25 protein-coding genes, 3 tRNA genes and 1 pseudogene are annotated in these 20,735 nt (G+C 61.7%); 14 read left to right on the top strand and 15 right to left on the bottom strand.

Annotation, left to right across the window (positions count from 1 at the left end; translation table 11 throughout):
* The 6 genes from AC0L17_RS30140 to AC0L17_RS30115 all read right to left on the bottom strand — a co-directional run.
* A partial coding sequence (locus AC0L17_RS30140; RefSeq protein ID WP_473518445.1) for an NAD kinase occupies positions 1–671 on the bottom strand: 671 nt, incomplete at its 3' end.
* Between the two features lie 482 nt (positions 672–1,153).
* Positions 1,154–1,915, bottom strand: a complete 762-nt coding sequence (locus AC0L17_RS30135; protein ID WP_473518444.1) for an MBL fold metallo-hydrolase — start codon at positions 1,913–1,915, stop codon at positions 1,154–1,156.
* A gap of 3 nt (positions 1,916–1,918) precedes the next feature.
* Positions 1,919–2,983 (bottom strand): ABC transporter ATP-binding protein, encoded by a 1,065-nt coding sequence (locus tag AC0L17_RS30130; RefSeq protein WP_473518443.1) that lies wholly within the window; start codon positions 2,981–2,983, stop codon positions 1,919–1,921.
* Positions 2,980–3,762: an ABC transporter permease gene (locus AC0L17_RS30125; RefSeq protein WP_473518442.1), complete on the bottom strand. Its 783-nt coding sequence runs from the start codon at positions 3,760–3,762 to the stop codon at positions 2,980–2,982. Before AC0L17_RS30125 ends, AC0L17_RS30130 begins: the two co-directional genes overlap by 4 nt.
* Before the next feature lie 2 nt (positions 3,763–3,764).
* Complete coding sequence (locus tag AC0L17_RS30120; RefSeq protein WP_473518441.1) at positions 3,765–4,646, bottom strand: ABC transporter permease; 882 nt, start codon at positions 4,644–4,646, stop codon at positions 3,765–3,767.
* 13 nt (positions 4,647–4,659) lie between these two features.
* A complete protein-coding gene (locus AC0L17_RS30115; RefSeq protein ID WP_473518440.1) occupies positions 4,660–5,766 on the bottom strand; it encodes a polyamine ABC transporter substrate-binding protein in 1,107 nt (368 codons plus the stop codon).
* A gap of 91 nt (positions 5,767–5,857) precedes the next feature.
* Between AC0L17_RS30115 and AC0L17_RS30110 the strand changes: the two genes are divergently transcribed.
* Positions 5,858–6,472, top strand: coding sequence for a TetR/AcrR family transcriptional regulator (locus AC0L17_RS30110; protein WP_128168536.1), 615 nt, complete (start codon positions 5,858–5,860; stop codon positions 6,470–6,472).
* 108 nt (positions 6,473–6,580) lie between these two features.
* On the opposite strand, the gene AC0L17_RS30105 is transcribed toward AC0L17_RS30110, so the two are convergent.
* Both AC0L17_RS30105 and AC0L17_RS30100 read right to left on the bottom strand, forming a co-directional pair.
* Positions 6,581–6,778, bottom strand: a complete 198-nt coding sequence (locus AC0L17_RS30105) for a hypothetical protein (RefSeq protein WP_023798138.1) — start codon at positions 6,776–6,778, stop codon at positions 6,581–6,583.
* Positions 6,779–6,985: 207 nt separating this feature from the next.
* Positions 6,986–7,231 (bottom strand): hypothetical protein, encoded by a 246-nt coding sequence (locus AC0L17_RS30100; RefSeq protein ID WP_473518439.1) that lies wholly within the window; start codon positions 7,229–7,231, stop codon positions 6,986–6,988.
* Positions 7,232–7,290: 59 nt separating this feature from the next.
* On the opposite strand from AC0L17_RS30100, the gene AC0L17_RS30095 reads away from it, so the two are divergent.
* Both AC0L17_RS30095 and AC0L17_RS30090 read left to right on the top strand, forming a co-directional pair.
* Entirely contained in the window at positions 7,291–7,776 is a 486-nt protein-coding gene (locus AC0L17_RS30095; protein WP_473507598.1) for a hypothetical protein, read from the top strand.
* 263 nt (positions 7,777–8,039) lie between these two features.
* Positions 8,040–8,501 carry a hypothetical protein gene (locus AC0L17_RS30090; RefSeq protein WP_473518438.1) on the top strand — a complete coding sequence of 154 codons (462 nt, stop codon included), beginning with the start codon at positions 8,040–8,042 and terminating at the stop codon, positions 8,499–8,501.
* A 280-nt stretch (positions 8,502–8,781) separates the two neighbouring features.
* On the opposite strand, the gene AC0L17_RS30085 is transcribed toward AC0L17_RS30090, so the two are convergent.
* Complete coding sequence (locus tag AC0L17_RS30085; protein ID WP_473518437.1) at positions 8,782–9,096, bottom strand: hypothetical protein; 315 nt, start codon at positions 9,094–9,096, stop codon at positions 8,782–8,784.
* Positions 9,097–9,354: 258 nt separating this feature from the next.
* Here AC0L17_RS30085 and AC0L17_RS30080 point away from each other — a divergent pair, with 258 nt between their 5' ends.
* A complete protein-coding gene (locus AC0L17_RS30080) occupies positions 9,355–9,591 on the top strand; it encodes a hypothetical protein (RefSeq protein ID WP_473518436.1) in 237 nt (78 codons plus the stop codon).
* A 78-nt stretch (positions 9,592–9,669) separates the two neighbouring features.
* Here the strand turns inward: AC0L17_RS30080 and AC0L17_RS30075 are convergent.
* Positions 9,670–9,745 (bottom strand) — tRNA-Thr (locus AC0L17_RS30075).
* Between the two features lie 240 nt (positions 9,746–9,985).
* Between AC0L17_RS30075 and AC0L17_RS30070 the strand changes: the two genes are divergently transcribed.
* From AC0L17_RS30070 to AC0L17_RS30055, 4 genes are all read left to right on the top strand, one after another.
* Positions 9,986–10,759, top strand: a complete 774-nt coding sequence (locus tag AC0L17_RS30070; protein ID WP_473518435.1) for a class I SAM-dependent methyltransferase — start codon at positions 9,986–9,988, stop codon at positions 10,757–10,759.
* Positions 10,760–10,952: 193 nt separating this feature from the next.
* The gene (locus AC0L17_RS30065; protein ID WP_023798133.1) at positions 10,953–11,120 is read left to right on the top strand and encodes a hypothetical protein; all 168 of its coding nucleotides are present in this window, start codon (positions 10,953–10,955) and stop codon (positions 11,118–11,120) included.
* A gap of 165 nt (positions 11,121–11,285) precedes the next feature.
* Positions 11,286–11,594, top strand: coding sequence for a BA14K family protein (locus tag AC0L17_RS30060; RefSeq protein ID WP_023798132.1), 309 nt, complete (start codon positions 11,286–11,288; stop codon positions 11,592–11,594).
* A gap of 168 nt (positions 11,595–11,762) precedes the next feature.
* Positions 11,763–12,128, top strand: coding sequence for a hypothetical protein (locus AC0L17_RS30055; RefSeq protein ID WP_473518434.1), 366 nt, complete (start codon positions 11,763–11,765; stop codon positions 12,126–12,128).
* Here the strand turns inward: AC0L17_RS30055 and AC0L17_RS30050 are convergent.
* Both AC0L17_RS30050 and bhcR read right to left on the bottom strand, forming a co-directional pair.
* Positions 12,080–12,580 carry a YbaK/EbsC family protein gene (locus AC0L17_RS30050; protein WP_287058836.1) on the bottom strand — a complete coding sequence of 167 codons (501 nt, stop codon included), beginning with the start codon at positions 12,578–12,580 and terminating at the stop codon, positions 12,080–12,082. The genes AC0L17_RS30055 and AC0L17_RS30050 overlap by 49 nt on opposite strands.
* A gap of 61 nt (positions 12,581–12,641) precedes the next feature.
* Entirely contained in the window at positions 12,642–13,526 is an 885-nt protein-coding gene (gene bhcR / locus AC0L17_RS30045) for an HTH-type transcriptional regulator BhcR (protein WP_473518433.1), read from the bottom strand.
* A 203-nt stretch (positions 13,527–13,729) separates the two neighbouring features.
* On the opposite strand from bhcR, the gene gcl reads away from it, so the two are divergent.
* From gcl to AC0L17_RS30030, 3 genes are all read left to right on the top strand, one after another.
* A complete protein-coding gene (gcl, locus tag AC0L17_RS30040) occupies positions 13,730–15,511 on the top strand; it encodes a glyoxylate carboligase (RefSeq protein WP_473518432.1) in 1,782 nt (593 codons plus the stop codon).
* 14 nt (positions 15,512–15,525) lie between these two features.
* Complete coding sequence (gene hyi / locus AC0L17_RS30035) at positions 15,526–16,305, top strand: hydroxypyruvate isomerase (protein WP_473518431.1); 780 nt, start codon at positions 15,526–15,528, stop codon at positions 16,303–16,305.
* Positions 16,306–16,543: 238 nt separating this feature from the next.
* On the top strand, positions 16,544–17,431 hold the full coding sequence (locus tag AC0L17_RS30030; RefSeq protein WP_473518430.1) for a 2-hydroxy-3-oxopropionate reductase: 888 nt from the start codon (positions 16,544–16,546) through the stop codon (positions 17,429–17,431).
* A 138-nt stretch (positions 17,432–17,569) separates the two neighbouring features.
* Here the strand turns inward: AC0L17_RS30030 and AC0L17_RS30025 are convergent, their stop codons facing one another.
* Positions 17,570–18,418: a TrmH family RNA methyltransferase gene (locus tag AC0L17_RS30025; protein WP_473518429.1), complete on the bottom strand. Its 849-nt coding sequence runs from the start codon at positions 18,416–18,418 to the stop codon at positions 17,570–17,572.
* Between the two features lie 200 nt (positions 18,419–18,618).
* Here AC0L17_RS30025 and AC0L17_RS30020 point away from each other — a divergent pair.
* Together AC0L17_RS30020 and AC0L17_RS30015 are read left to right on the top strand one after the other, a co-directional pair.
* Positions 18,619–18,703: transfer RNA gene (locus tag AC0L17_RS30020), tRNA-Tyr, on the top strand.
* Positions 18,704–18,774: 71 nt separating this feature from the next.
* A tRNA-Gly gene (locus AC0L17_RS30015) sits at positions 18,775–18,848 on the top strand.
* A 106-nt stretch (positions 18,849–18,954) separates the two neighbouring features.
* Here AC0L17_RS30015 and AC0L17_RS30010 read toward each other — a convergent pair.
* Both AC0L17_RS30010 and AC0L17_RS30005 read right to left on the bottom strand, forming a co-directional pair.
* A complete protein-coding gene (locus tag AC0L17_RS30010; protein WP_473518428.1) occupies positions 18,955–19,389 on the bottom strand; it encodes a GFA family protein in 435 nt (144 codons plus the stop codon).
* A gap of 75 nt (positions 19,390–19,464) precedes the next feature.
* Positions 19,465–20,352, bottom strand: coding sequence for a DMT family transporter (locus AC0L17_RS30005; protein WP_473518427.1), 888 nt, complete (start codon positions 20,350–20,352; stop codon positions 19,465–19,467).
* A gap of 306 nt (positions 20,353–20,658) precedes the next feature.
* Here AC0L17_RS30005 and AC0L17_RS30000 point away from each other — a divergent pair.
* Positions 20,659–20,735, top strand: a pseudogene (locus tag AC0L17_RS30000) (GTP-binding protein); the annotation flags it as partial.

Raw genomic sequence — 20,735 nt, 5'->3', positions numbered from 1 at the left:
TCCCGCCCCCCCCCGGGGGGGGGGGGGGGGGGGGTCCCCCCCGCCCGTTTCCCCCCCCCCCAAACCCCCCCCCCCCGGGCTCCTTGTGGCCCCCCCCCCCCCCGCCCCCGGGGGCGCGGGCGGAACGGGCTGACCGGGGTCAGCGCCAGCAGCGGCGCGTCGAGCGGCAGGATCGGTCCGTGCGCGGACAGGTTGTAGGCGGTCGAGCCGGCCGGCGTCGCGACCATCACACCGTCGCAGTTCAATTCCTCCAGCCGCACTTGCCCGTCCACGGTGATACGGATCTTGGCCGTCTGGTAGGACTGGCGCCACAGCGCTACCTCATTGATCGCCAACGCCGAGATCGTGTCGCCCTCTGCCGTCACCGCCTGCATCTCCAGCGGACGGATCGTTTCGGCAACGGCCGCGGCGATGCGCCCGGTCAAACCGCTGGCGCGATATTCGTTCATCAGGAAGCCGATGGTGCCACGGTTCATGCCGTAGACTTTTTTTCCCGTGCTCATCGTGTCGCGCAAGGTCTGCAACAGGAAGCCGTCGCCGCCCAGCGCCACGACGATCTCTGCATCCTCGATGGGTGCCTGGCCATAACGCGCCGAAAGGCTCTCCAGCGCCGCCTTGGCGTCGGCGGTATCAGACGAGACGAAGGCGAAGCGGCTGGCGGCTTTGTTCATGGCTCCCCAATGGCGAGTGTTGATGGCGACCGGTCGGTGGCGACCGGTTGCTTGGGCCGCGCCAGCGCCGGGTTAGCATGGGCTGGCAGATCTGCAAAGCGAGACATCTGGCGCCGCTTGATACAGCGCCGGCAGGAGCCGCCGGTCTGCTGCTCGCGCATCGTGTCGAGTGACAAGCGAATGTGATGGTTAAGACGGGGATTAAACTCTCGTAAAGTCGGATCGACCATGTTAGCCGGCAGTGGATGGGCGGCGTGGGGCCAGCTAGTCGGACCGATTTATTGCCGGTAACACGCCTGATTGTCATCGTCTTGATGCTGGGAAGTTTTGCGCTTGCCTTTGCCCAACTGGTGCGCCAGTCGGAACAGACGAGTTTGCGACCCCAACCAACGGCTTCACGCTGCGGCGATGCCGCCGGCACGCCGTGCCCGCAACGGGCGTTGTGACTTCGCCATGCACTTCTCGCGATAGGAGGCCGGTGCTTAGCGCGCCTGCAGCAGATGGCAGCCGGCCTGCCGCTTTTGTGCGAGATACTCGTCGATAAGCTGGCGGTAGCGCACTTTGCCGAAGCTCGGGAAGTGGCCGCCATGCACGACCGCAACATCGAGCTCGCGCATCCGCAGCAGCGTCTCGACATAGTCGTCGACAGCGGAATGATAGACATCGTCGATCAGCGGGCCGTCATAGACGATGTCGCCGGAAAGCAGGATGCCGGTCTTCCTCTCGTAGAGCGCGATGCCGCCGGGTGAATGGCCCGGCGTGTGGATCACCTCGAAGGCACGGTCGCCGAGATCGACGAAATCGCCTTCTCCAAGCAGACGATCGGCCGGGGCCGGCTGGATCCGGTAGCGCGTGGCATCCCAGCCCTGCGGTATTGCGTCGAACATGGCGTCGGTCGCGTAGCGGTCGGCGACCGTCCATTCATTGCGCGGATCGGCGAGGATTTCTGCTTCGGCCGCATGCACGCAACGGTCCGGGAATTCGTGATGGCAGCCGATATGGTCGAAATGCGTGTGGCTGGCCACGCAAACGAGTTTTCGCTCCGTCACCAGCGGGACGTGGCGCCGCAGGCTGAAATGGCCGAGGCCGGTGTCGAACAGAAGATCGCGATCGCGGCCGCGCACATGCCAGATGTTGCAGCGGAAGAACGGCTTGATCCACGGCTCGTGGATCAGCGTTACGCCATCGCCCATACGGATGGCTTCATACCAATTCGGTGCGTCGATGATCGGAAGCGTGCCCATGGCTCAGCCCGCCAGAAGAATGACATCGCCAGCGTCGCACGAAACCGCAGAGATGTCGCCCGGCTGGACGACCGCAGCAGCGGGAACCCTGGCGATGAAGTGCAGCGCCGGGTCTTTCTCGGAGACAGCAAGCACGCGCTTGAAGCTGCCCTGAAACACCACGTCGCTCACCTTGGCCGTGCCGAGGCTTACCGCGCCGCCGGTTGCGCCGAGGACAAGGTGCTCCGGACGGACGGCGAGGGCGACAGAAGCGCCAGCAGGCACTGCACCGGGCAGCGAAAGCGGTCCGACCTGCGTCGCGACAGTGATTGATCCGTACTTCGCCGCCGTCACCGTTCCCGATATCAGCGTGCTCTCACCCATAAAGGTTGCGGAAAAGCGCGTCGCCGGCCGCGCATAGACGCGCTCCGGCGGACCTTCGTCCTCGATGCGCCCGTCATTCATCACCACGCAATGGTCGCCCAGTGCCATCGCCTCTTCCTGGTCGTGGGTGACATGGATGAAGGCGGTGCCGACGCGTTTTTGGATCGCTTTCAACTCGTCCTGCATCTGCCGGCGCAATTTTAGGTCGAGCGCGCCGAGCGGTTCGTCGAGCAGCAGCACCGCAGGCTCGACGACAAGCGCGCGGGCCAGCGCGACGCGCTGCCGCTGGCCGCCGGAAAGCTGGTGCGGCTTCTTGTCGAAGGCGGTGGCCAGACCAACCAGCGCCAGCGCCTCGCGCGCCCGCGTGGTCCGTGTCGCGGCATCGACGCCTTGCATGCGCAGGCCGAAGCCGACATTGCGGCCGACGCTCATATGCGGGAACAGCGCATAGTCCTGGAACACCGTCGTCGTCGGCCGCTTCGCCGGCGGCACCGCGGTGCAGTCCTCGCCGCGGATCAGCACCTTGCCTTGGCTCGGCGTGACGAAGCCGCCGAGAATGGACAAAAGCGTCGTCTTGCCGGAGCCCGACGGGCCGAGCAGGATGGTGTAACTGCCCGGCTCGATTTGCAGCGACACATTCCTCAGCACGGTGTGCGGGCCGAAGCGATGCGAGACAGCGCGGACATCGACCAGTGGCGCGGTCATGCCGGCTTCCTCCGCAACAGCATCAGTTCAAAAAACACCACCAGCACGATGGAGACGGCGAAGACCAGCGAGCCGACGGCGTTGGTCTTGGGATTGAGGCCTGAGCGCAGCAGGTTCCAGATCTCGACCGGCAGCGTCGTGTCGAAGCGCGTCAGCAGGAACGAGATCACGAATTCGTCCCAGGAGAAGGTCATCGACAGGAAGAAACCGGCGAAGATCGCCGGCGCCATGACAGGCACGGTGATCAGCAGCAGCACCTTCCATTCGGGCGCGCCGAGGTCGCGCGCGGCACGCTCGATGTTGATCTGGTGGTCGCCCATCTGGCTGTAGATGATGGCAAAGCACAGCGGCAGGTTGATCACGACATGGCCGATGCCGGCGGCAAGCAGCGATTTCGGTATGCCGGCCCAGTTGAACAGCACCAGCAGCCCCATGCCGATGATGAGATAGCTCACGGTCAGCGGCAGCGTGATCAGCCCGCGCAGCAGGGCCGACCCCGGCAGGACGAAACGCGCAAAACCCCAGGCTGAGAGGAAACCGAGCGTGACGGCGGCAGCCGAGGAGAGGGCAGCGACCAGAAGCGAATTGACCAGCGCCGAGGTCAGCCGCGTGTCGGCGAGCACGGCGTCGTACCAGCGCAGCGACGGCCCGGTGAAGGGCGGGATCGGAAACGACGTCGCCTGCAGCGAAAACAGCACCAGCACGACCACCGGCAGGAAGATGAAGCCATAGATGGCGACGGCGTAGAACCAGGAGACGATGCGGACAACGGCGCGCACGGTCAGGACCGCTCGATCTTGAGCCAGCGGGCGCAGGCGAGATAGGCAATGGTGACGACCGCCATCAGGATGATCGACAGCGCCGAGGCGAGCGGAAAGTCGCCGCGCCGGCCGATCTGCATCATCACCAGCTGCGGCATCAAAAGCTCGTTGTTGCCGCCGAGGATCTGCGGCGTGATATAGTCGCCGATGCACAGTACGAAGGTGAGGAAGGCGCCGACCATGATGCCGGGCAAGGTCAGCGGCAGGACGACATGCAGGAACGTGCGCACCGGCCCGGCGCCGAGATCGGCGGCTGCCTTGCGGTAGCTCGGGCTGAGCTGCTTGAGATTGGCGAAGATCGTCAGCGTCAACAGCATGACGAAGAAATGAACGAAGCCGATGACCGTGGCCAGCCGTGTGTTGGCGAGCTGCAGCGGCTCGCTGAACAGGCCGGAGCCGGTCAGCGCGCGGTTGATCACGCCGTTCTGCGCCAGCACCAGCAGCCAGGAATAGGAGCGCACGACATAGGAGGTCCAGAACGGCAGCACCGCCAGCATCAGCGCCAGCCGCTGCCAGCGCTCCGGCACCTGTTCGGCGAGGATCCAGGCGAAAGGGTAGGCGAGCAGCACCGAAATCACGGTGACGATGGCTGTAACCTGCAGCGAATTCACCATCGCCTGCCAATAGGCCGGGTTGGTGAAGAACTGGCTGTAGTTGGCGAGTGTAAAGCCGCCGCCGTCATGCGCCGTTAGGCTGGAAAACCCCATGGCGACGAACGGCAGCACGAAGAACAGCAGCGTCCAGCCGAGCGCCGGCGTGACCAGCGCCCAGGGCAGGCCCGCCCGGGGCAGGGCGCGGCCCGCCCGGGGCAGGGCACGCTCGCTGTTGGTGGCAGAGTTCACGACCGGCGACCGGTCACTGCGCCTGCAGCATTTCGGTCCAGACGTCCTGCATCTTCTTGTCGAGATCGGCGTTCGGCGCCGGATAGGGCTGGGCGCGGGCGAGGAAATCCGGCTGCTCGTCGAAGCGCAGGATCTTCTTCTGCTCATCGGTCAGAGCCGCCTTGGTATTCGCCGGCATGCCCCAATAGCAGGCAGAGGTGGCAAGCCGCGCCTGGCCTTCAGGGCTCATGATGTACTGGATGAATTTTAGCGCCGTGTCCTTGTTTTTGGAATCCTTGAACATGGCCAGCGACTGCGACCACAGCACAGCACCTTCTCTGGGAATCGAGAAGTCGAGGGCAGGGTTCTCCTTGGCCAGCCCGGCCGTCACCCATTCGCCGCCGCCGACGAGAATGTCGACCTCGCCGGTCGCCAGCGCGGTCTGGCTGGCGGTCACTTCGCCGACCAGCTTGGCATTGGCCTTCATCTTGAGCAGCTCTTGCCTGATGGCCGGAAGGTCGGCTTCGGTGAGCTCGGCGGTCTTCTTGCCGATCGCCAGCGCCGCCATGCCGATGACCGGCAGGTAGTAGTCGTAGATGGCGATCTTGCCCTTGTATTTGTCGCCGGTCAGCGCGGCCAGCGACTGCATGTCGGCCGGGTCGACCTTGGTCTTGTTGTAGCCGATGGTGTTGTAGCCGAACTTTTCGGTGATGCCGTAGCGCTTGCCGTCGATCACGGTGGAGCTGTCCATCTTCACCTGGGGAAAGAGGTCGGCCAGCGGCAGCTTGTCTTCCGGCAGCGGCTCGAACAGGCCCTTTTCGACGCCGCGCGGTATGTCGATGCTGTCGATCACCATCACGTCCCAGTCGCCGGGCTGCGACTGCTCGACAATAGCCATGCCGGCGCCGGTGCCTTCGAATTCCTTGACATTGACCTTGACGCCATTGGCCTCTTCGAAGGGCTGCAGCAGCGCCGGGTCGGCGTGATCGCACCAGATCAAGGCGTTGAGATCGGCAGCCTGGGCGAGGCTGCCCGTCGCCAGCAGCAGCGCTGTCGCTGCACACGCGGCGTGAAGGTGGCTCTTCAGAACCGAAAGCGGCTTCCTGGTCGTTGGATTCGAGATGTCTGGATTGATGGTCATCGAGTGTTCTCCCTTGCCTTTCTGGCTTCTGGCAAAAAATTGAACCAATTCTAAAATTGAGTCAATTCTGTTTTTATGGCAGATAGCCGACATGAGCGGATTGCGGGCAAGGCAAAAGGCGGATCGGCATCGCCGGATCATCGAGGCGGCGGCGGCGCTTTTTCGCGACACCGGCTATGAAGGCGCCAAGATCGAGACGATCGCGGCGCAGGCGGAAGTCTCGGTCGGCACGATTTATAACTATTACCAGAACAAGGGCGACATCCTCGGCGCCATCGTCTCGATGGAGGTCAACGAGGTGCTCAATGCCGGGCAGGGCGTGGTCGCCAACCCGCCGGCCAATGTCGGCGATGCGCTCGACACGCTGCTCGGCATCTATATCGAGCATTCGCTGCATTATCTCAGCAAGGAGATGTGGCGGCAGGCGATGGCGATCTCGACGCAACTGCCCGACAGCCCGTTCGGGCAGGCTTACACGGCGCTCGACCGGGCGCTGACCGAGCAGATCCGCGCGCTGATCGCCCGGCTGCAGGGGCTCGGCCTGGTCCGCCGGGATATCGACGGGCAGGCGCTCGGCGAACTGGTGTTCAATAACATGAACATGATGTTCATAGAATTCGTGAAGCGCGACGGGGCCAGGATTGCCGAACTGCGCGCCGCGATACGAAGGCAGAACCGGATTCTGGTGGCGGCGATCGCGGTTTGAGGGGCTCCCGATGGGATTTCTGGTGGCTCGGACGCCGCTAAGCCGCAATCGCGCCGGTTCAATTTCGCTGGTGGGAGCACTTCCGCTGTTGACTACATCGGCGGTGTTCTACCGAGCATGCCTGGGTGGCCGCGCACGTGGAAACGGCACGACGGTCAGCGGCGCCTTACGGAATTCCGCGATGGCTATTTCTTCAATCAGCAAGTCGAGTGCCTCGCTGACGCGCTGGCTGGTTTCGTCCATGCCGCAGAGCCGGTTTTGGGCGCACTCCAAGAGCTCGCGCGCCGCAGCGAAGTCGCTTCGCATGACACCACCCGTTGTTTAGCCCACCGCTCGGACATTGTCGGCGCGCTAAATTGAGTGATTGCTAATATACGCAGGGGCATTTTAATCGAATGGCATTAAATGGCCGCGAGCAGGAGATGCCGGCCGGTCCGCATCGCCCTGCTGCATCCGTTGGTTCTGATGCCCCGGATCGGAGGCATGGCGCTTTGCTTTGCGAAACGCGGGGGGTTAGTCCTGATACGATCTTGGACGGCTTAGAAATTCTCTGGCGGCGGCAATCTGGCGTCGATGCTCGCGAAGGAAGGTCAGGCTGAAACAGATCGAAAAGGCCAATCCCGAAAGGGCTATGGTTGCCTGCGAGGTCGGATCGGGATCGGCAATCATCAGGAAGCGGAAACCGAACGCCAACGCCAGGGCAGCAAGACCACCATACATGCCGCCGATAAACGGTGCGATCGTGCGTTTCTGCTCCAACGGCGACTCCTATTTTTTCCACTACGGAATACCTGTGGTTCTGCTCCGGAATATATGCGTTGAAGCTGATGGGCTATGGCCCGGCCTGTGGAAATCGGGGACGAGCAGATTTTCGACCGACCCTGACGATCACCAGGGCGTCGGGCTTGAAAGGTAGAGAAATTTCAGTTTGTGTTACCCCTCTTTGGGGGGCTGCAATGAAGCGTTTTTTACTCGCGACACTAGTGGGACTTATGATTTTTACTGCTGACGCCCGAGCAGCAGTCGATCCGAGGTACAAGGCCGAACAGAGCGCCTTGATTAAATGCAATCAGTTGTGGTCGGCAAAGCTGTCAGTTCAGCGCGGCGATCCGTATTCGTTAGCGAGAAAAGCGCAGAAATTGTGCGCCGGACAAGAAGCAGCATACGAGCGAGCGATGCGGCCGATCCTTTACTACAAGGAGGTAGCCGATCGACACATGCGAAAGATCCGTGCCTTTCAGCTGAAGTCCAATGCTGCGATGATCGTCAAAGTCCGCGCACTCATGACAAAGAGAAAGCGATGACCAAGCCATGCCGTGCCGGAAACAATGTCGGGGGATCACAGTAACCGCGTCTCCTGTGCCCCTTCGGCTACATCTTAGGATCAAGCTTCGCCCCAGGAAAGCTTCGACGCTGTCGCTAAAGAGCAGGGCACGCTTCGAACTCAATAACCATTTCGCTTGCTTATAATCTCGCGTCGGCTACTGCCAGATCATCGACATGTTGATCGAACACGCGGTGGCGAGGCATCGCGTGCGGTGATCCTCGCAATGTCGCGTAACGCCAATTGCTTTTCGAATTGAATTATTTCAACCTCGCTTTGCAGGGACGGGCGATGCTTGGGTCGAGATCGCCAAATATCGAGGGGGCAACGTTGAACCGGATTTTGATTGTCCTCGGCGCGGCAGTTTGCGTCCTATCTTCGGCCGCTTCAGCCGGACAGGGAGTGCCGCAAAACATTACTTTCCTGGCTCGGATGGCCGACGCCAAGTTGAATTTGGCCGCTACAATGGCAGGTAACGTCAACGGCGTTGCGCAGAGATGCCGGGCGCTGAAGCTGAACGAAAATGGAAAAGCCATTATAGCCGTTCCAGTCCTTTTGTACGACGGTGTCGATAAACACCTGACACCCAATCCACCTAAGTTCAAGAGGGCCATCCGCGCCTATGAAGCCGCTTACAACAAAGCGGTGCGGCGCAGGGATGATTGCCAGACTGAGAAGGCCAAGTACCCGAGACTCTATCGGTAGATAGCTGTCGCCATCATTAACCGAAAATTATATTGCAGAAGCGGGTGCACCAACTTGGTCGTTGATATCTTTTCCAAGCGGCAGAAGCGTCAGGGGGGCGAAATGCCGGCCAGGAGGGTGACGAGCATCTTCATAAGCGATCCTCCTTTGCTGGTCCCCGCAACTGATTGAAACTCCATGGAACGGCTTTCTGTTGCGTGGGCCGCTTTGCAGAGTGTGGACGGCCCTCAACATGAAGCCCGGAAGCGCATCCCGCCGGGCCTGATATCCGATGTCACAATCAGCCGCCGTTAGCAGGTGCTGCCGGAGCAGGTGCTGCCGGAGCGGGTGCGGCCGGCTCTGCCGGAGCGGGCGCGGCTGGGGCAGGTGCGCTCGGCTCTGCCGGAGCGGACGCGGCTGGCGCTTCGACGTTGGGCGCTTCAACCCTAGGCGCTTCAACCTTTACGTCGACGTCCTTTCCGGTGCCCCCGCCGTTGATGTTGATAACGCCGGTGAACAACAGCAGGATCACGATTGCGATAATAGCGAGAACGACGGCGACAGCGGTGCCGGCGCCATTTCCGCCTGAGTTAACAACGGTGGGACCGTCAGCCATGACTATCTCCTATTCTCAATTATCACTGGTCGGCAACGGGACCGGCGGGCACTTAGTTCCGGCGCCGGGCTATGGTCCATGAGGCAGTAAGACTGAAGTCTGTGCGTTAAAGACAGAGGGCTGAGGCTGGCAACCAAGATCTTGGCAAAGGATTGGTATTTGGCCGCCGAGCAAAGTCCCTTCATCGGTGGTTCCGGGTGCCCCGCTGTATACTCATCGGCGGGCACCCGATACGGCACCCTAACGGCGGAAAGAACTGTGACCATTATCCAGAGCAAACAGAATGTCGATGCGGTCGCAAGCCGACCCGCCAATGACAATCAAACTCCTGACCCAACAGATTTCTCGGTGGTTGATCTTGTTTCGTCGAGCGACGACGACGTCGTTGCAATCGTCAGGCGAACAGAGCGCCTGGCCCTCGCCGTGATTATTGTAATGGCGATCTTCCTGATCTTCGCACCGGTATTCTTCATTGCCCTGATGTATGGGATCTAGAGGTCCCAATTGGCCCTCGTCCCCCTTGCGCAGCGCGGCAAAATCCGAAAGGCCGGCCTCATTCAAGACGACAGGCTTTGGTGCCCCCGGACGGAATCGAACCGCCGACCTTCGGTTTACAAAACCGCTGCTCTACCAGCTGAGCTACAAGGGCACGGCGCTCCGGTTAGCATATTTGGTGCGCCAGTAAAGACAAAACTCCGTTTTCGGCTGCCCAGAGAGCGCCGGAGCTGCCGGCGTGGCCATCCTGAAAACGGCTAATTCGCTTCCTATAATGGCCGAAACTGCAATCGCATAGGCGGAGGGTGTCGCATGGTCAGACTTGTCGTCATTGCCCGGTCGTCGTCGTGGCCAGAGCGGACCGTAAACCCTCTTCACCGCGAGGATTCCTGTCATGGCTAGAGAAGGGTCTCTGAGAAGATCGACATCGGTGTTGACTAGGGCTCGGCGGCTCGGACGAAAGATCCTGCGCTGGCTGGAGGGAGACAGCCGATCCCAACAGCTCAGGGACGAAGTTCTGTTTTGGAGACACTGGTTCTCCACTCAGGGATCATTCTGGCCAGAGGACTACAAGGAACGTCTTGACCCCAATTTACCAATTCAGGATCACGTTGGGCGATATGTCGACAGGTTGACGACCAACCCAGTTTACATACTCGATGTGGGCGCTGGCCCCTTGACGAAGCTCGGCAAAGTGCATGCTTCGAAAGAGATCAGGATTACTGCAACTGACCTGCTGGCATCGGAATATGATCAAGTTCTGAGAGATTTTGGGATCCAACCTCTTGTGCGAACAGTCTTTGGTGACGCCGAAAATCTTAGAGCGCAATTTGACGATTACAGTTTCGACATCGTGCATGGACAGAATTGTATAGATCACACCGCTAGTCCGCTCAAGGCAATACAACAGATGCTCTCCGTCACGAAGCCCGATGGTTACGTCGTGCTTTATCATGCTGAAAACGAAGGCAAGACGGAATCCTACAAGCAGCTGCACAAATGGGACTTCACATGTGAGAAAGGACATTTCGTCATCAGAGGGCCTGGACCGGGTGGGGATTCGGTGGATGCCGCTGATGCGCTGGCCGCGGTAGGGTCTGTTGAATGTAGCTTGGATGACGGCGCGGTGCTTGCTGCAATCCGAAAGCATCCGCAAAGACGTCAGTGATATCTGGCGAACCGCTGCTCTACCAGCTGAGCTACAAGGGCACGGCGCTCCGGTTAGCATATTTGTTGCGCCAGTAAAGATGAACTCTGTTTTGCCTACAAGCGCGCCGGAGCTGCCGGCGCGGGCATCCTGAAAACGGCCAATTGGCTTCCTATATCGTTCGAAGGTGCAATCGCATAGGCGAGGGTGTCGCATGATCAGACTTGTCGTCATTGCCCTGATCGTCGTCGTGGCCTGGTTTCTCCTGGTGAAGCTCATCAAGGTTTTGAAGAGCGCCAATGTCGACTGGACCGGCGTCACCACCATCATCGGCTTCATCGCGCTCGCCTTCTGGCTGCGCCACATCACCGGCATGGGCTGAGGCCTCCCGCCGCCGGACTGCCAACCGGCGCTCTTCGCCGGTCGTCATTGCGCGCCTGGCGCAAACCCAGTTCAGAAAAATCGAAAAAACGTCGAACCTTTTTCCTTGCTGCCACGACAGATGGTCAAGAGGCGGATGGATCGCCTCTACAGCAAGGAGATCGTCATGTTCAAGCGCACCATCGTTTCCGGCCTCATCGCGACCACTGTGGCCGCCGCCATGCTGGCCGGCACCGTTCAGCCTTCGGCCGCCCATCACAAGCACCATCACAACAAGCACCTTGGCATCGGCATCGCCGCCGGCGTCGGTGGCTTCCTGCTCGGCACCGCGCTCGCCCAGCCGCGCACCGTCTACATCCAGGAAAATGGCGGCTCATGGCACGTTCGGCGCTGCCTCAACCGCTATCAGAGCTACGATCCGTACTCCGACACCTATGTCGGCTACGACGGTTACCGTCACCGTTGCCGGCTTTGAGGGGAGGTGAACCGTTTCAGGCAAGGGAAAAGGGGCACCCACTGCCCCTTTTTCAGCTGTCTGGGTTGCAAGATTGAACCCGGCACCGCAACCGGTTCCAGCGAGGGATGTACAGGGATTTTTCGACAGCTTAGTCTGGCGGTGAAGGCACCAGAGGGAGAGGGACGCTTGGACGAGCACGAACCCAAGGAAGAGCAGATTGAGACGGATTTCCGCAACGGCACGATCACCACCGTCGGCATTCTACTGGCTTTCTCGCTGGGCTTCATCACGCATTGGGCCGCCAACCCGCTCCCTTGGGAAATCTATCACCTGGCAGCCGTCGTGCCGATTTTGATAGGCATTGCCTTGCAGATACGAGCGCTGCGGTTGCTGCTCGACACAACGTCTCTACAGCGACGCGTCTATGAACGCGCCACCCGCATCTTCATCGCCGGCCTCATCTTCACCGCCTGCGGAGTTGGGCTGGCGATGCTGCTTGATTTCTACGACCTATCGACCAAGAGCGCGGTGCCCGGGGCTAGCTCATCCTGACAGATGTCGCACCATTCGGCGCCGGTCAGCGCTGCCATGCGCTCGACGCCTATTTTCACCGCTGCATTGGTTGCGCCGGCCGCTGGCACGACCTGATCGTAGGCGCGCAGCGATACGTCGCAATAGACCGGCAACGGCGAGGCGAGGCCGAAGGGGCAGACGCCGCCAATCGGATGGCCAGTGATTTCGGCCACCTGCTCGGCATCGAGCATGCGCGGCTTGCCGCCGAATGCATCGCGCGATTTGCGATTGTCGATGCGCGCGTCGCCGCGGGCGACGACCAGCATAACCCGGTCACCGACGCGCAGGCAGATGGTCTTGGCGATCTGCCCCGGCTCGACGCCGTGCGCCTCGGCCGCGAGCGCGACGGTCGCCGAGCTTGTCGGCGTTTCGATCACCTCGATGTCGGGGGCATATTCGGCGAAGAAGGCTTTGACGGATTGGAGGCTCATGCATCTTTCGGGCGTCGGCTGGCGGAAGGTGGACGCAAACTTGGCCGTAGCCGGGCGGCTGTCAAGGTGAGCGCGCAGCGCCAATCTCGAAGAGTGAACCCGGTTCGGCGGCGCGGATTGGTGAAGAAGGGGGCGGCAGACCACCAATCATCCTGGTTATTTCCGCTGCCGCATCGCGCACCAGCGGGCCGATCTCGGCCAGCCGCTCCGGCGTGACCCGCACCGTCGGTCCCGAAACCGACACGCCGCCGATCGGCTCGCCGAACTCGTTGAAGATGGCCGCGGCGACGCAGCGCATACCGGGGTGCCGTTCCTCGTCGTCGACCGACCAGCCGCGCAGTTTTATCGTCACCAGATCACGGGCCAACGCCGAGATGTCGGAGAGCGTCTTTTCGGTGAAGCGCTCCAGCCCGGTCCGGCGCAGGACGGCGCCGACGCGCTGCGGCTCGAGATGCGCCAGCACCGCCTTGCCGATGCCTGAGGCATGGAAGGAGCTGCGCGTGCCCGGCCGGAAGAAGGCGCGGATCGCCTGATGCGTCTCGACCTGGCTGACGAAGACGACGCAGTCGTCCTCGGCGACGCCGAGATTGGCGGTCTCGCCGGTCTTCTCCATCAATTCCTGCATGACGATGCGGGCGCGGTCGACCAGCTTGCGGCGGCGCAGGAACGCCGCGCCCATGCGATAGGTCTCGACGCCGATCGACCACAGCTGGTCGGTGCTGTCGAACTCGACCATGCCGTGGTTTTCCAGCGTCGTCAGCATGCGGTAGGCGGTGGAAGCCGGCAGGCCGGACGTGGTGGCGATCTCGCTCAGCGACAGGCCGCTGCCGTCGGCGACAATGGCCAGGATGCGCAGCGCCCGGTCGAGCGACTGCACCGAAGCCGACTCGGCCGGACCGTGGAAAGCGCGCGGCCGTCCGCGCTGGCGTTTTTCGGCGGTTTCCATAGTGGGCATTCTTGCCGATTTCGCCGAATGCGCAATGAAAAAGTTTTTTACCAATTTGCCATGCGAATTTCGTGGAAAACGGAAAATCCAATAAAACCAGCATATAGGATCCGTTTCTTGGAAATGAAAAAATATTCTGAAAAAATTGAAAAATAACAGGCGCGCTGGCATTCTCGGCCATCAACAATTCCGTGGAGGCTGACATGGCCAGGATGCGCGCAGTCGACGCAGCGGTTCTCGTTTTGGAAAAGGAAGGCATCTCCTGCGCCTTTGGCGTGCCGGGTGCTGCCATCAACCCGTTCTATTCGGCGCTGAGGGCGAGGGGTACGATCCGCCATATCCTGGCGCGCCATGTCGAGGCGGCCTCGCACATGGCCGAAGGTTATACCCGCGCCAGATCAGGCAATATCGGCCTGTGCATCGGCACTTCGGGTCCGGCGGGCACCGACATGATCACCGGCCTCTATTCGGCCGCGGCCGATTCCATCCCGATCCTCTGCATCACCGGCCAAGCGCCGCGGGCGCGTCTCAACAAGGAGGATTTCCAGGCCGTCGACATCGCCGCCATCGCAGCACCCGTCGCCAAATGGGCGGTCACCGTCATGGAACCCTATCTGGTGCCGATGGCGCTGCAGAAGGCGTTCCACCTGATGCGCTCGTCGCGGCCGGGGCCGGTTCTCATCGACCTGCCGGTCGACGTGCAACTGGCCGAGATCGAGTTCGACATCGACGCCTATGAGCCGCTGGTGCCGTTCAAGCCGGCAATGTCGCGCGGCCAGGCCGAGAAAGCGCTGAAAATGCTCAACGCGGCGGAAAGACCGTTGATCGTCGCCGGCGGCGGCATCATCAATGCCGATGCCTCGGATCTGCTGATCGAGTTCGCCGAAGTCACCGGCGTGCCCGTGATCCCGACGCTGATGGGCTGGGGCGCGATCCCCGACGACCACCGGCTGATGGCCGGCATGTGCGGGCTGCAGACTTCGCATCGCTACGGCAACGCGACGATGCTCGAGGCCGATTTCGTCTTCGGCATCGGCAACCGCTGGGCCAACCGCCACACCGGCTCCGTCGACGTCTACACAAGGGGCAAGAAATTCATCCATGTCGACGTCGAGCCGACGCAGATCGGCCGTGTCTTCGCGCCGGACCTCGGTGTCGTCTCGGATGCCGGTGCGGCGCTCAAAATGCTGCTCGACGTCGCCACCGAATGGAAGACGGCGGAAAAACTGCGCGACTGGTCGGGCTGGGCCAGGGCATGCCAGGGCCGCAAGAAGACGATGAAGCGCAAGACGCATTTCGACCAGGTGCCGCTAAAACCGCAGCGCGTCTACGAGGAGATGAACAAGGCATTCGGCCGCGACACCACCTACGTCACCACGATCGGGCTTTCGCAGATCGCCGGCGCGCAGTTCCTGCATGTCTACAAGCCGCGCAACTGGATCAATTGCGGCCAGGCCGGCCCGCTCGGCTGGACGTTGCCGGCCGCACTTGGCGTTCGCGCCGCCGATCCGCAGCGCAACATCGTGGCGCTGTCCGGCGACTATGATTTCCAGTTCATGATCGAGGAACTGGCGGTCGGCGCGCAGCACAAATTGCCCTATATCCATGTCGTCGTGAACAACGCCTATCTCGGCCTTATCCGCCAGGCGCAGCGCGGCTTTTCGATGGATTTCGAGGTCAGCCTCGCCTTCGAAAACGTCAACCGGAAAGACGATCCCGAGGCCGGCTATGGCGTCGACCACGTCGCGGTTGCGGAGGCCATGGGCTGCAAGGCGGTCCGGGTGCGCCGGCCGGAGGAATTCGCCGGCGCCTTCAAACAGGCGCAGCGCCTGATGAAGGAGCACCAGGTTCCGGTCGTGCTCGAATTCATCTTAGAGCGCGTCACCAACATTTCGATGGGCACCGAGATCGACAAGATCACAGAATTCGAGGAGCTTGCCGAACACCATGAAGACGCGCCGACGGCGATCGTCATGCTGGACTGAACGGAGAAAAAAGAATGCCACGGTTTTCAGCCAATCTTTCGATGCTCTTTGGCGAGCACGATTTCCTCGACCGCTTCGAAGCCGCCGCCCACGCCGGTTTTGGGGGTGTCGAATATATCGGCCCCTATGATCATGCGCCCGATGTCGTTGCGGCGAGGCTGAAGAAAAACGGCCTGACGCAGGTGCTGTTCAACCTGCCGGCCGGCGACTGGGGCAAGGGCGAGCGCGGCATTGCGGTGTTGCCGGATCGTGTTCCCGAATTCCGGCAAGGCGTTGCCAAGGCGATCACCTACGCGCATGCGCTGGGTTGCGAACAGGTCAACTGCCTCGCCGGCATCGCGCCGCAAGGCGTCGAACGTTCGGTGCTGGAAGACGTCTTCGCCGAGAACCTGGCGTTCGCGTCCGAGAAGCTGGAGCAGGCCGGCATCAGGCTGCTGATCGAGCCGATCAACACCCGCGACATTCCTGGCTTCTTCCTCAACTATTCGGACCAGGCCCTGGCGCTCATCGACCGCGTCGGCTCAAAAAACCTGTTCCTGCAATACGACTTCTATCACATGCAGATCATGGAGGGCGATCTCGCCCGCACCATCGAGGCAAATCTCGACCGCATCGCGCACATCCAGCTTGCGGACAATCCCGGCCGGCATGAGCCGGGGACGGGCGAGATCAATTTTCCTTTTCTGTACAGCCACATCGACCGTATCGGCTATACCGGCTGGGTCGGGGCGGAATACAAGCCGAAGGGCGGGACGGAAGCCGGGCTGGGCTGGTTCCGGGAGTTTGCCGGGTAGGCGGCGGCGTAGGGGGTCAAGGATTATTGAAGTCGAGTTCCGTGGCGCCCCCCTCTGGCCTGCCGGCCATCTCCCCCACGGGTGGGGAGATTGGCAGTTCCGGCGCCGGCTTTTACTTTTTCAACCTCAAAAATTGGCGAAAGCGGCGGCGACATCCGATCTCCCCACCCGTGGGGGAGATGGCCGGCAGGCCAGAGGGGGGCGCCACGGAACTCGGCCTCAACAAGGAGAAACATCAATGGACACCATCGGCTTCATCGGCCTCGGCATCATGGGCGCGCCGATGGCGGGGCATCTGCTCGACGCCGGCTACACCGTCGTCGCCAGCGACCATCGCTCGAAACCGCCGGCCGATCTCGTCGCCGAGGGTCTAAAAACCGTCTCCGGCCATCACGCCGTGGCACGTGCCGCCGACATCATCATCACCATGGTTCCCGACACGCCTCAGGTGGCCGACGTGCTGTTCGGCGACAGCGGCGTCGCCTCGGGTTTGACCGCGGGCAAGCTGGTCATCGACATGAGCTCGATCTCGCCGATCGAGACCAAGGAATTCGCCACGAAAATCAATGCGCTGGGCTGCGACTATCTCGATGCGCCGGTGTCGGGCGGCGAGGTCGGCGCCAAGGCCGCGTCGCTGACCATCATGGTCGGCGGCGAGGAAAAGGCCTTCGAGCGCGCCAGGCCGGTGTTCGAAAAAATGGGCAAGAACATCACGCTGGTCGGCCCCAACGGCGTCGGCCAGACCACCAAGGTCGCCAACCAGATCGTCGTCGCGCTGACCATTGAAGCAGTCGCGGAAGCGCTTGTTTTTGCATCGAAAGCCGGCGCCGATCCGGCCAAGGTGCGGCAAGCGCTGATGGGCGGACTGGCGGCCTCGCGCATTCTCGAAGTGCATGGCGAGCGCATGATCAAGCGCAGCTTTGCGCCGGGCTTTCGCATCGAACTGCACCAGAAGGATCTTAATCTCGCGCTGGAAGGGGCAAAAGCGCTTGGCGTCGCGCTGCCCAACACCTCGACGACGCAACAATTGTTCAACGCCTGCGCGGCCAATGGCGGCGCCAAGGAGGATCATTCGGCGCTGGTCAAGGCGCTGGAGCGAATGGCGGGATATGAGTTAGGGGAATAGGGGAGTAGGGGAATAGCGGAGTAGGGGAATAGGGGAATAGGGGAATAGGGGGTAAGGATAGGCAGCAAGGCGGGTTGCGGCTCGCAGCAAGTGCATCCCTACTGCCCTACTGCCCTACTGCCCTACTGCCCTACTCCCCTAACCCAAAAACTTCCTCGCCGCATAAAGGCTCACCGCCGCGGCGTTCGACACGTTGAGCGAGCGGATGGCGCCGGGCATGTCGAGCCGGGCCAGCGTCGTCACCGTTTCGCGCGTCTTCTGACGCAAGCCCTTGCCCTCGGCGCCCAGCACCAGCGCGATCCTTTCCCCGGCAAAACTTTTCTCGAGTTCCGCCGGCCCGTCCGAATCGAGGCCGATGGTCTGGAAGCCGGCCTCGTGCAACTGGCCGAGCGCGTCGGCGAGGTTTTTTACCTCGATCTGGTCGATATGCTCCAGCGCGCCGGAGGCCGACTTTGCCAGCACGCCGGATTCATGCGGACTGTGGCGCGCGGTGGTGATCAGCGCGCCGGCGCCGAAGGCGACAGCCGAGCGCAGGATCGCGCCGACATTGTGCGGATCGGTGACCTGGTCGAGGACCAGCACCAGCGTGGTATCGCCGAGCGCATCGAGGCGCTTGGGTTTTAGCGGCTCGGCTTCGATCAGCACGCCCTGATGCACGGCGTCAGAGCCGGTGACCTTGTCGATGTCTTTCGGCTCGACCATCTCTGTCTCAAAGGGCAGGGCGGTGAGGTCGGCGATAGCCAGCCGCTCGGCGGCGTTGCGCGTCACCAGCATCTTCTTGATCCGCCGGCGCGGATTGTCGATTGCTGCTCGCACCGTGTGCAGGCCGTACAGCCGCACCAGCCCATCCGCGACGGTCTCTCCTGGTGGGACCGGCTGGCGCGGCCTGAACGCCGGCGCGCCGCCGCTCTTCTCGTCGCGATGCGCGCGGCGCAGCTTGGCGTAGTGGGTGTCTTTCGGGGTCTTGGGCTTGTTGTCGTTGCTCATGGCCGGTTCTATAGCCGTGTCGTTCGCCTATGGATACAGCCGCAAAACCCTGCTCGTCGGGTCGTCAACAAATTCAGCGCGTTTTGCCGGGATGTTGCGGTTGACAGTTTTGGGCGCTGCCGCCATAAGGCGCTTCGCGACGGGCTGCTCCTGCGGCCGCGACGCGTCGATGCCTCGTTGCATGGCTCCGGCGGCAGACTGGAGAGGTGCCCGAGTGGTTAAAGGGGACGGACTGTAAATCCGTTGGCTATGCCTACGTTGGTTCAAATCCAACCCTCTCCACCACTGCCGGCCCGGAAGCCCTGAAACGCAAAGCCTCGGACCGAAAAGTGGATAGCGGTTTTCGGGTGAAATGCGCGGGTATAGCTCAGTGGTAGAGCAGCAGCCTTCCAAGCTGAATATGCGGGTTCGATTCCCGCTACCCGCTCCAAGCATGCTTTTGAAGTCATTATCGAAAATAAAATAACTTCCTTGAAAATGCGCCGTGTCACTGCGTGTGCCTGAGCGGCAATGCCGTCAGCCACATCGGCAGGTCTTCAGTCGGCGCCCCCGGCGGCATGCTCTTCATATTGAGGCAGGTCGTCGGCGATCGTGAACCACTTCGCCTTGGAGCCGACAAAGATGTGCTGCGTTGGACGGATGGCCGGCTCGTCGACGAGGGTTCCCATGGTGACGTGGACGAAGGCGCCGTCGCGGACGACCGAGTAGAGCAATGAGCCGCAGGTCTTGCAGTGCACGTTGTGGCCGGTCCCCTCGCCAAAGATCAGGAGGTTGTCCTCGCCCTTGGTCAGGCTCAGTCTCTCACGCTCGATGCCGGCAAACGGCTTGAAAGCCGAACCGGTGGTGCGCCGGCAGTCCGAGCAGTGGCAGTTGGCGGCGTAGATGAACTCGTCGGCCACCGCGTATTGCACGGCGCCGCACAGGCATTTTCCGGCTAGCACGCGGTTGCCGGCATTCTCCTGGCTTGTCATAGGTTTCTCCATTTTTTGCGGGCAGCGGCCAAGTTGAAAATCTGTGGTCCGTTGTTTTGGTCACCACTGCCCAAATTATGCGACGACGGTCAGCCGGCGCCGGCGTTCGTCGAGCGACACGATGGTCAGCCCGCTGGCCACCACCAGCAGGATACCGCCGATCGCCAGTGCGTTCGGCAATTGCTGGAACACCACCAGGCCGGAAATGACCGCCCAGACGGTGAAGCAGTAATAGAACGGCGCCACGACGCCGGTTGGCCCGGCGCGATAGGCCATGAAGATGAAGAAATGGCCAAAAATCAGGAACAATCCGGCCCCGACCATCAGCAGTAAATGATGCGTCTCGGGCGCCACCCAACGCTCCGACATCAGATGCGCGACGCCTGATCCGACCAGCACCACCACCACCGCGGAAATTGCGACGATCATTCCAGGCACGTCGGCGGCGACCCGGCGCCCGGCGAGATCGCGCGCGGCGGCGAATGCCGCATTGCCGAGCGCCAGCAAGGCGTAGACCGAGATTCCCTGCATGGTCGGCTGCGCCACCATCACCGCGCCGATGAAGCCGAGCCCGATCAGCGCCATGCGCAAGCCGCCGATGCGCTCGCTGAACAGGACAGAGGAGCCAATCAGCATGAGCAGGGGCGTGATCTGTCCAAGGGCGGTCGAATCGGCGATCTGCATGTTGGCGAGCGCCACCACGTAGCAAAGGATTGCCGCCAGCTCGAACAGGTTTCTTTGCAACACTCTCCTGTCGAGGATCAGCGGGATCTGCCTGGCGTAGCCCAGCGCAAACAGCAACGGAATGCCCCACAGCGTTGCCGCCGTCCCGCGCAAAAACAGCACTTCATAGGGCGGCAGCCCAACCGTCGCGAGCTTCAACATGGTGTCGTTGGCGACATAGGATCCGGTCGACAGGATCATGAACAGCGGGCCGCGGATGGCGATCGGAATGAAATGCATCGGATCAGGAAATCAGACCGGCGTCACACCGGCAATGGGCCAGATCCGGCAGTAAATCCGGCAAGGCGGACAGGCGGAAGCGGCAATATCCGTCGGCTGAATGCCGGCAGCCGCGGAACCTATGTCAGGCCATTCCATTTCTTCTTGTTCGTTCCTATATCCGCGCCACATCCCCGAAAACCGGATCATGGGTTCAGACCGGGTGAGAAAGCCCCGGCCACAAGACACTTGTGTTTTTCGGCCGCAGTCGCTAATCGCCCCGCATTCGACTGAACTGAAGGTCCCGGCCGTCCAAGGAAAGAGACTATGGCAAAAGGTAAATTCGAGCGTACAAAGCCTCATGTGAACATCGGCACGATTGGCCATGTCGATCATGGCAAGAC

This window comes from Mesorhizobium sp. WSM4829, from assembly GCF_055811475.1.
The sequence above is the reverse complement of the archived record's forward strand: the minus strand, read 5'-3'. Positions and strand labels throughout refer to the sequence as shown.

Excerpts from the sequence above, each read along its gene's own strand:
- AC0L17_RS30065 (WP_023798133.1), top strand. The coding sequence starts at position 10,953 with ATGATCAGACTTGTCGTCATTGCCCTGATCGTCGTCGTGGCCTGGTTT.
- hyi (WP_473518431.1), top strand. The coding sequence starts at position 15,526 with ATGCCACGGTTTTCAGCCAATCTTTCGATGCTCTTTGGCGAGCACGAT.
- AC0L17_RS30070 (WP_473518435.1), top strand. The coding sequence starts at position 9,986 with ATGGCTAGAGAAGGGTCTCTGAGAAGATCGACATCGGTGTTGACTAGG.
- AC0L17_RS30025 (WP_473518429.1), bottom strand. The coding sequence starts at position 18,418 with ATGAGCAACGACAACAAGCCCAAGACCCCGAAAGACACCCACTACGCC.
- AC0L17_RS30105 (WP_023798138.1), bottom strand. The coding sequence starts at position 6,778 with ATGCGAAGCGACTTCGCTGCGGCGCGCGAGCTCTTGGAGTGCGCCCAA.
- gcl (WP_473518432.1), top strand. The coding sequence starts at position 13,730 with ATGGCCAGGATGCGCGCAGTCGACGCAGCGGTTCTCGTTTTGGAAAAG.
- AC0L17_RS30010 (WP_473518428.1), bottom strand. The coding sequence starts at position 19,389 with ATGACAAGCCAGGAGAATGCCGGCAACCGCGTGCTAGCCGGAAAATGC.
- bhcR (WP_473518433.1), bottom strand. The coding sequence starts at position 13,526 with ATGGAAACCGCCGAAAAACGCCAGCGCGGACGGCCGCGCGCTTTCCAC.
- AC0L17_RS30030 (WP_473518430.1), top strand. The coding sequence starts at position 16,544 with ATGGACACCATCGGCTTCATCGGCCTCGGCATCATGGGCGCGCCGATG.
- AC0L17_RS30115 (WP_473518440.1), bottom strand. The coding sequence starts at position 5,766 with ATGACCATCAATCCAGACATCTCGAATCCAACGACCAGGAAGCCGCTT.
- AC0L17_RS30135 (WP_473518444.1), bottom strand. The coding sequence starts at position 1,915 with ATGGGCACGCTTCCGATCATCGACGCACCGAATTGGTATGAAGCCATC.
- AC0L17_RS30130 (WP_473518443.1), bottom strand. The coding sequence starts at position 2,983 with ATGACCGCGCCACTGGTCGATGTCCGCGCTGTCTCGCATCGCTTCGGC.
- AC0L17_RS30110 (WP_128168536.1), top strand. The coding sequence starts at position 5,858 with ATGAGCGGATTGCGGGCAAGGCAAAAGGCGGATCGGCATCGCCGGATC.
- AC0L17_RS30005 (WP_473518427.1), bottom strand. The coding sequence starts at position 20,352 with ATGCATTTCATTCCGATCGCCATCCGCGGCCCGCTGTTCATGATCCTG.
- AC0L17_RS30050 (WP_287058836.1), bottom strand. The coding sequence starts at position 12,580 with ATGAGCCTCCAATCCGTCAAAGCCTTCTTCGCCGAATATGCCCCCGAC.
- AC0L17_RS30060 (WP_023798132.1), top strand. The coding sequence starts at position 11,286 with ATGTTCAAGCGCACCATCGTTTCCGGCCTCATCGCGACCACTGTGGCC.
- AC0L17_RS30085 (WP_473518437.1), bottom strand. The coding sequence starts at position 9,096 with ATGGCTGACGGTCCCACCGTTGTTAACTCAGGCGGAAATGGCGCCGGC.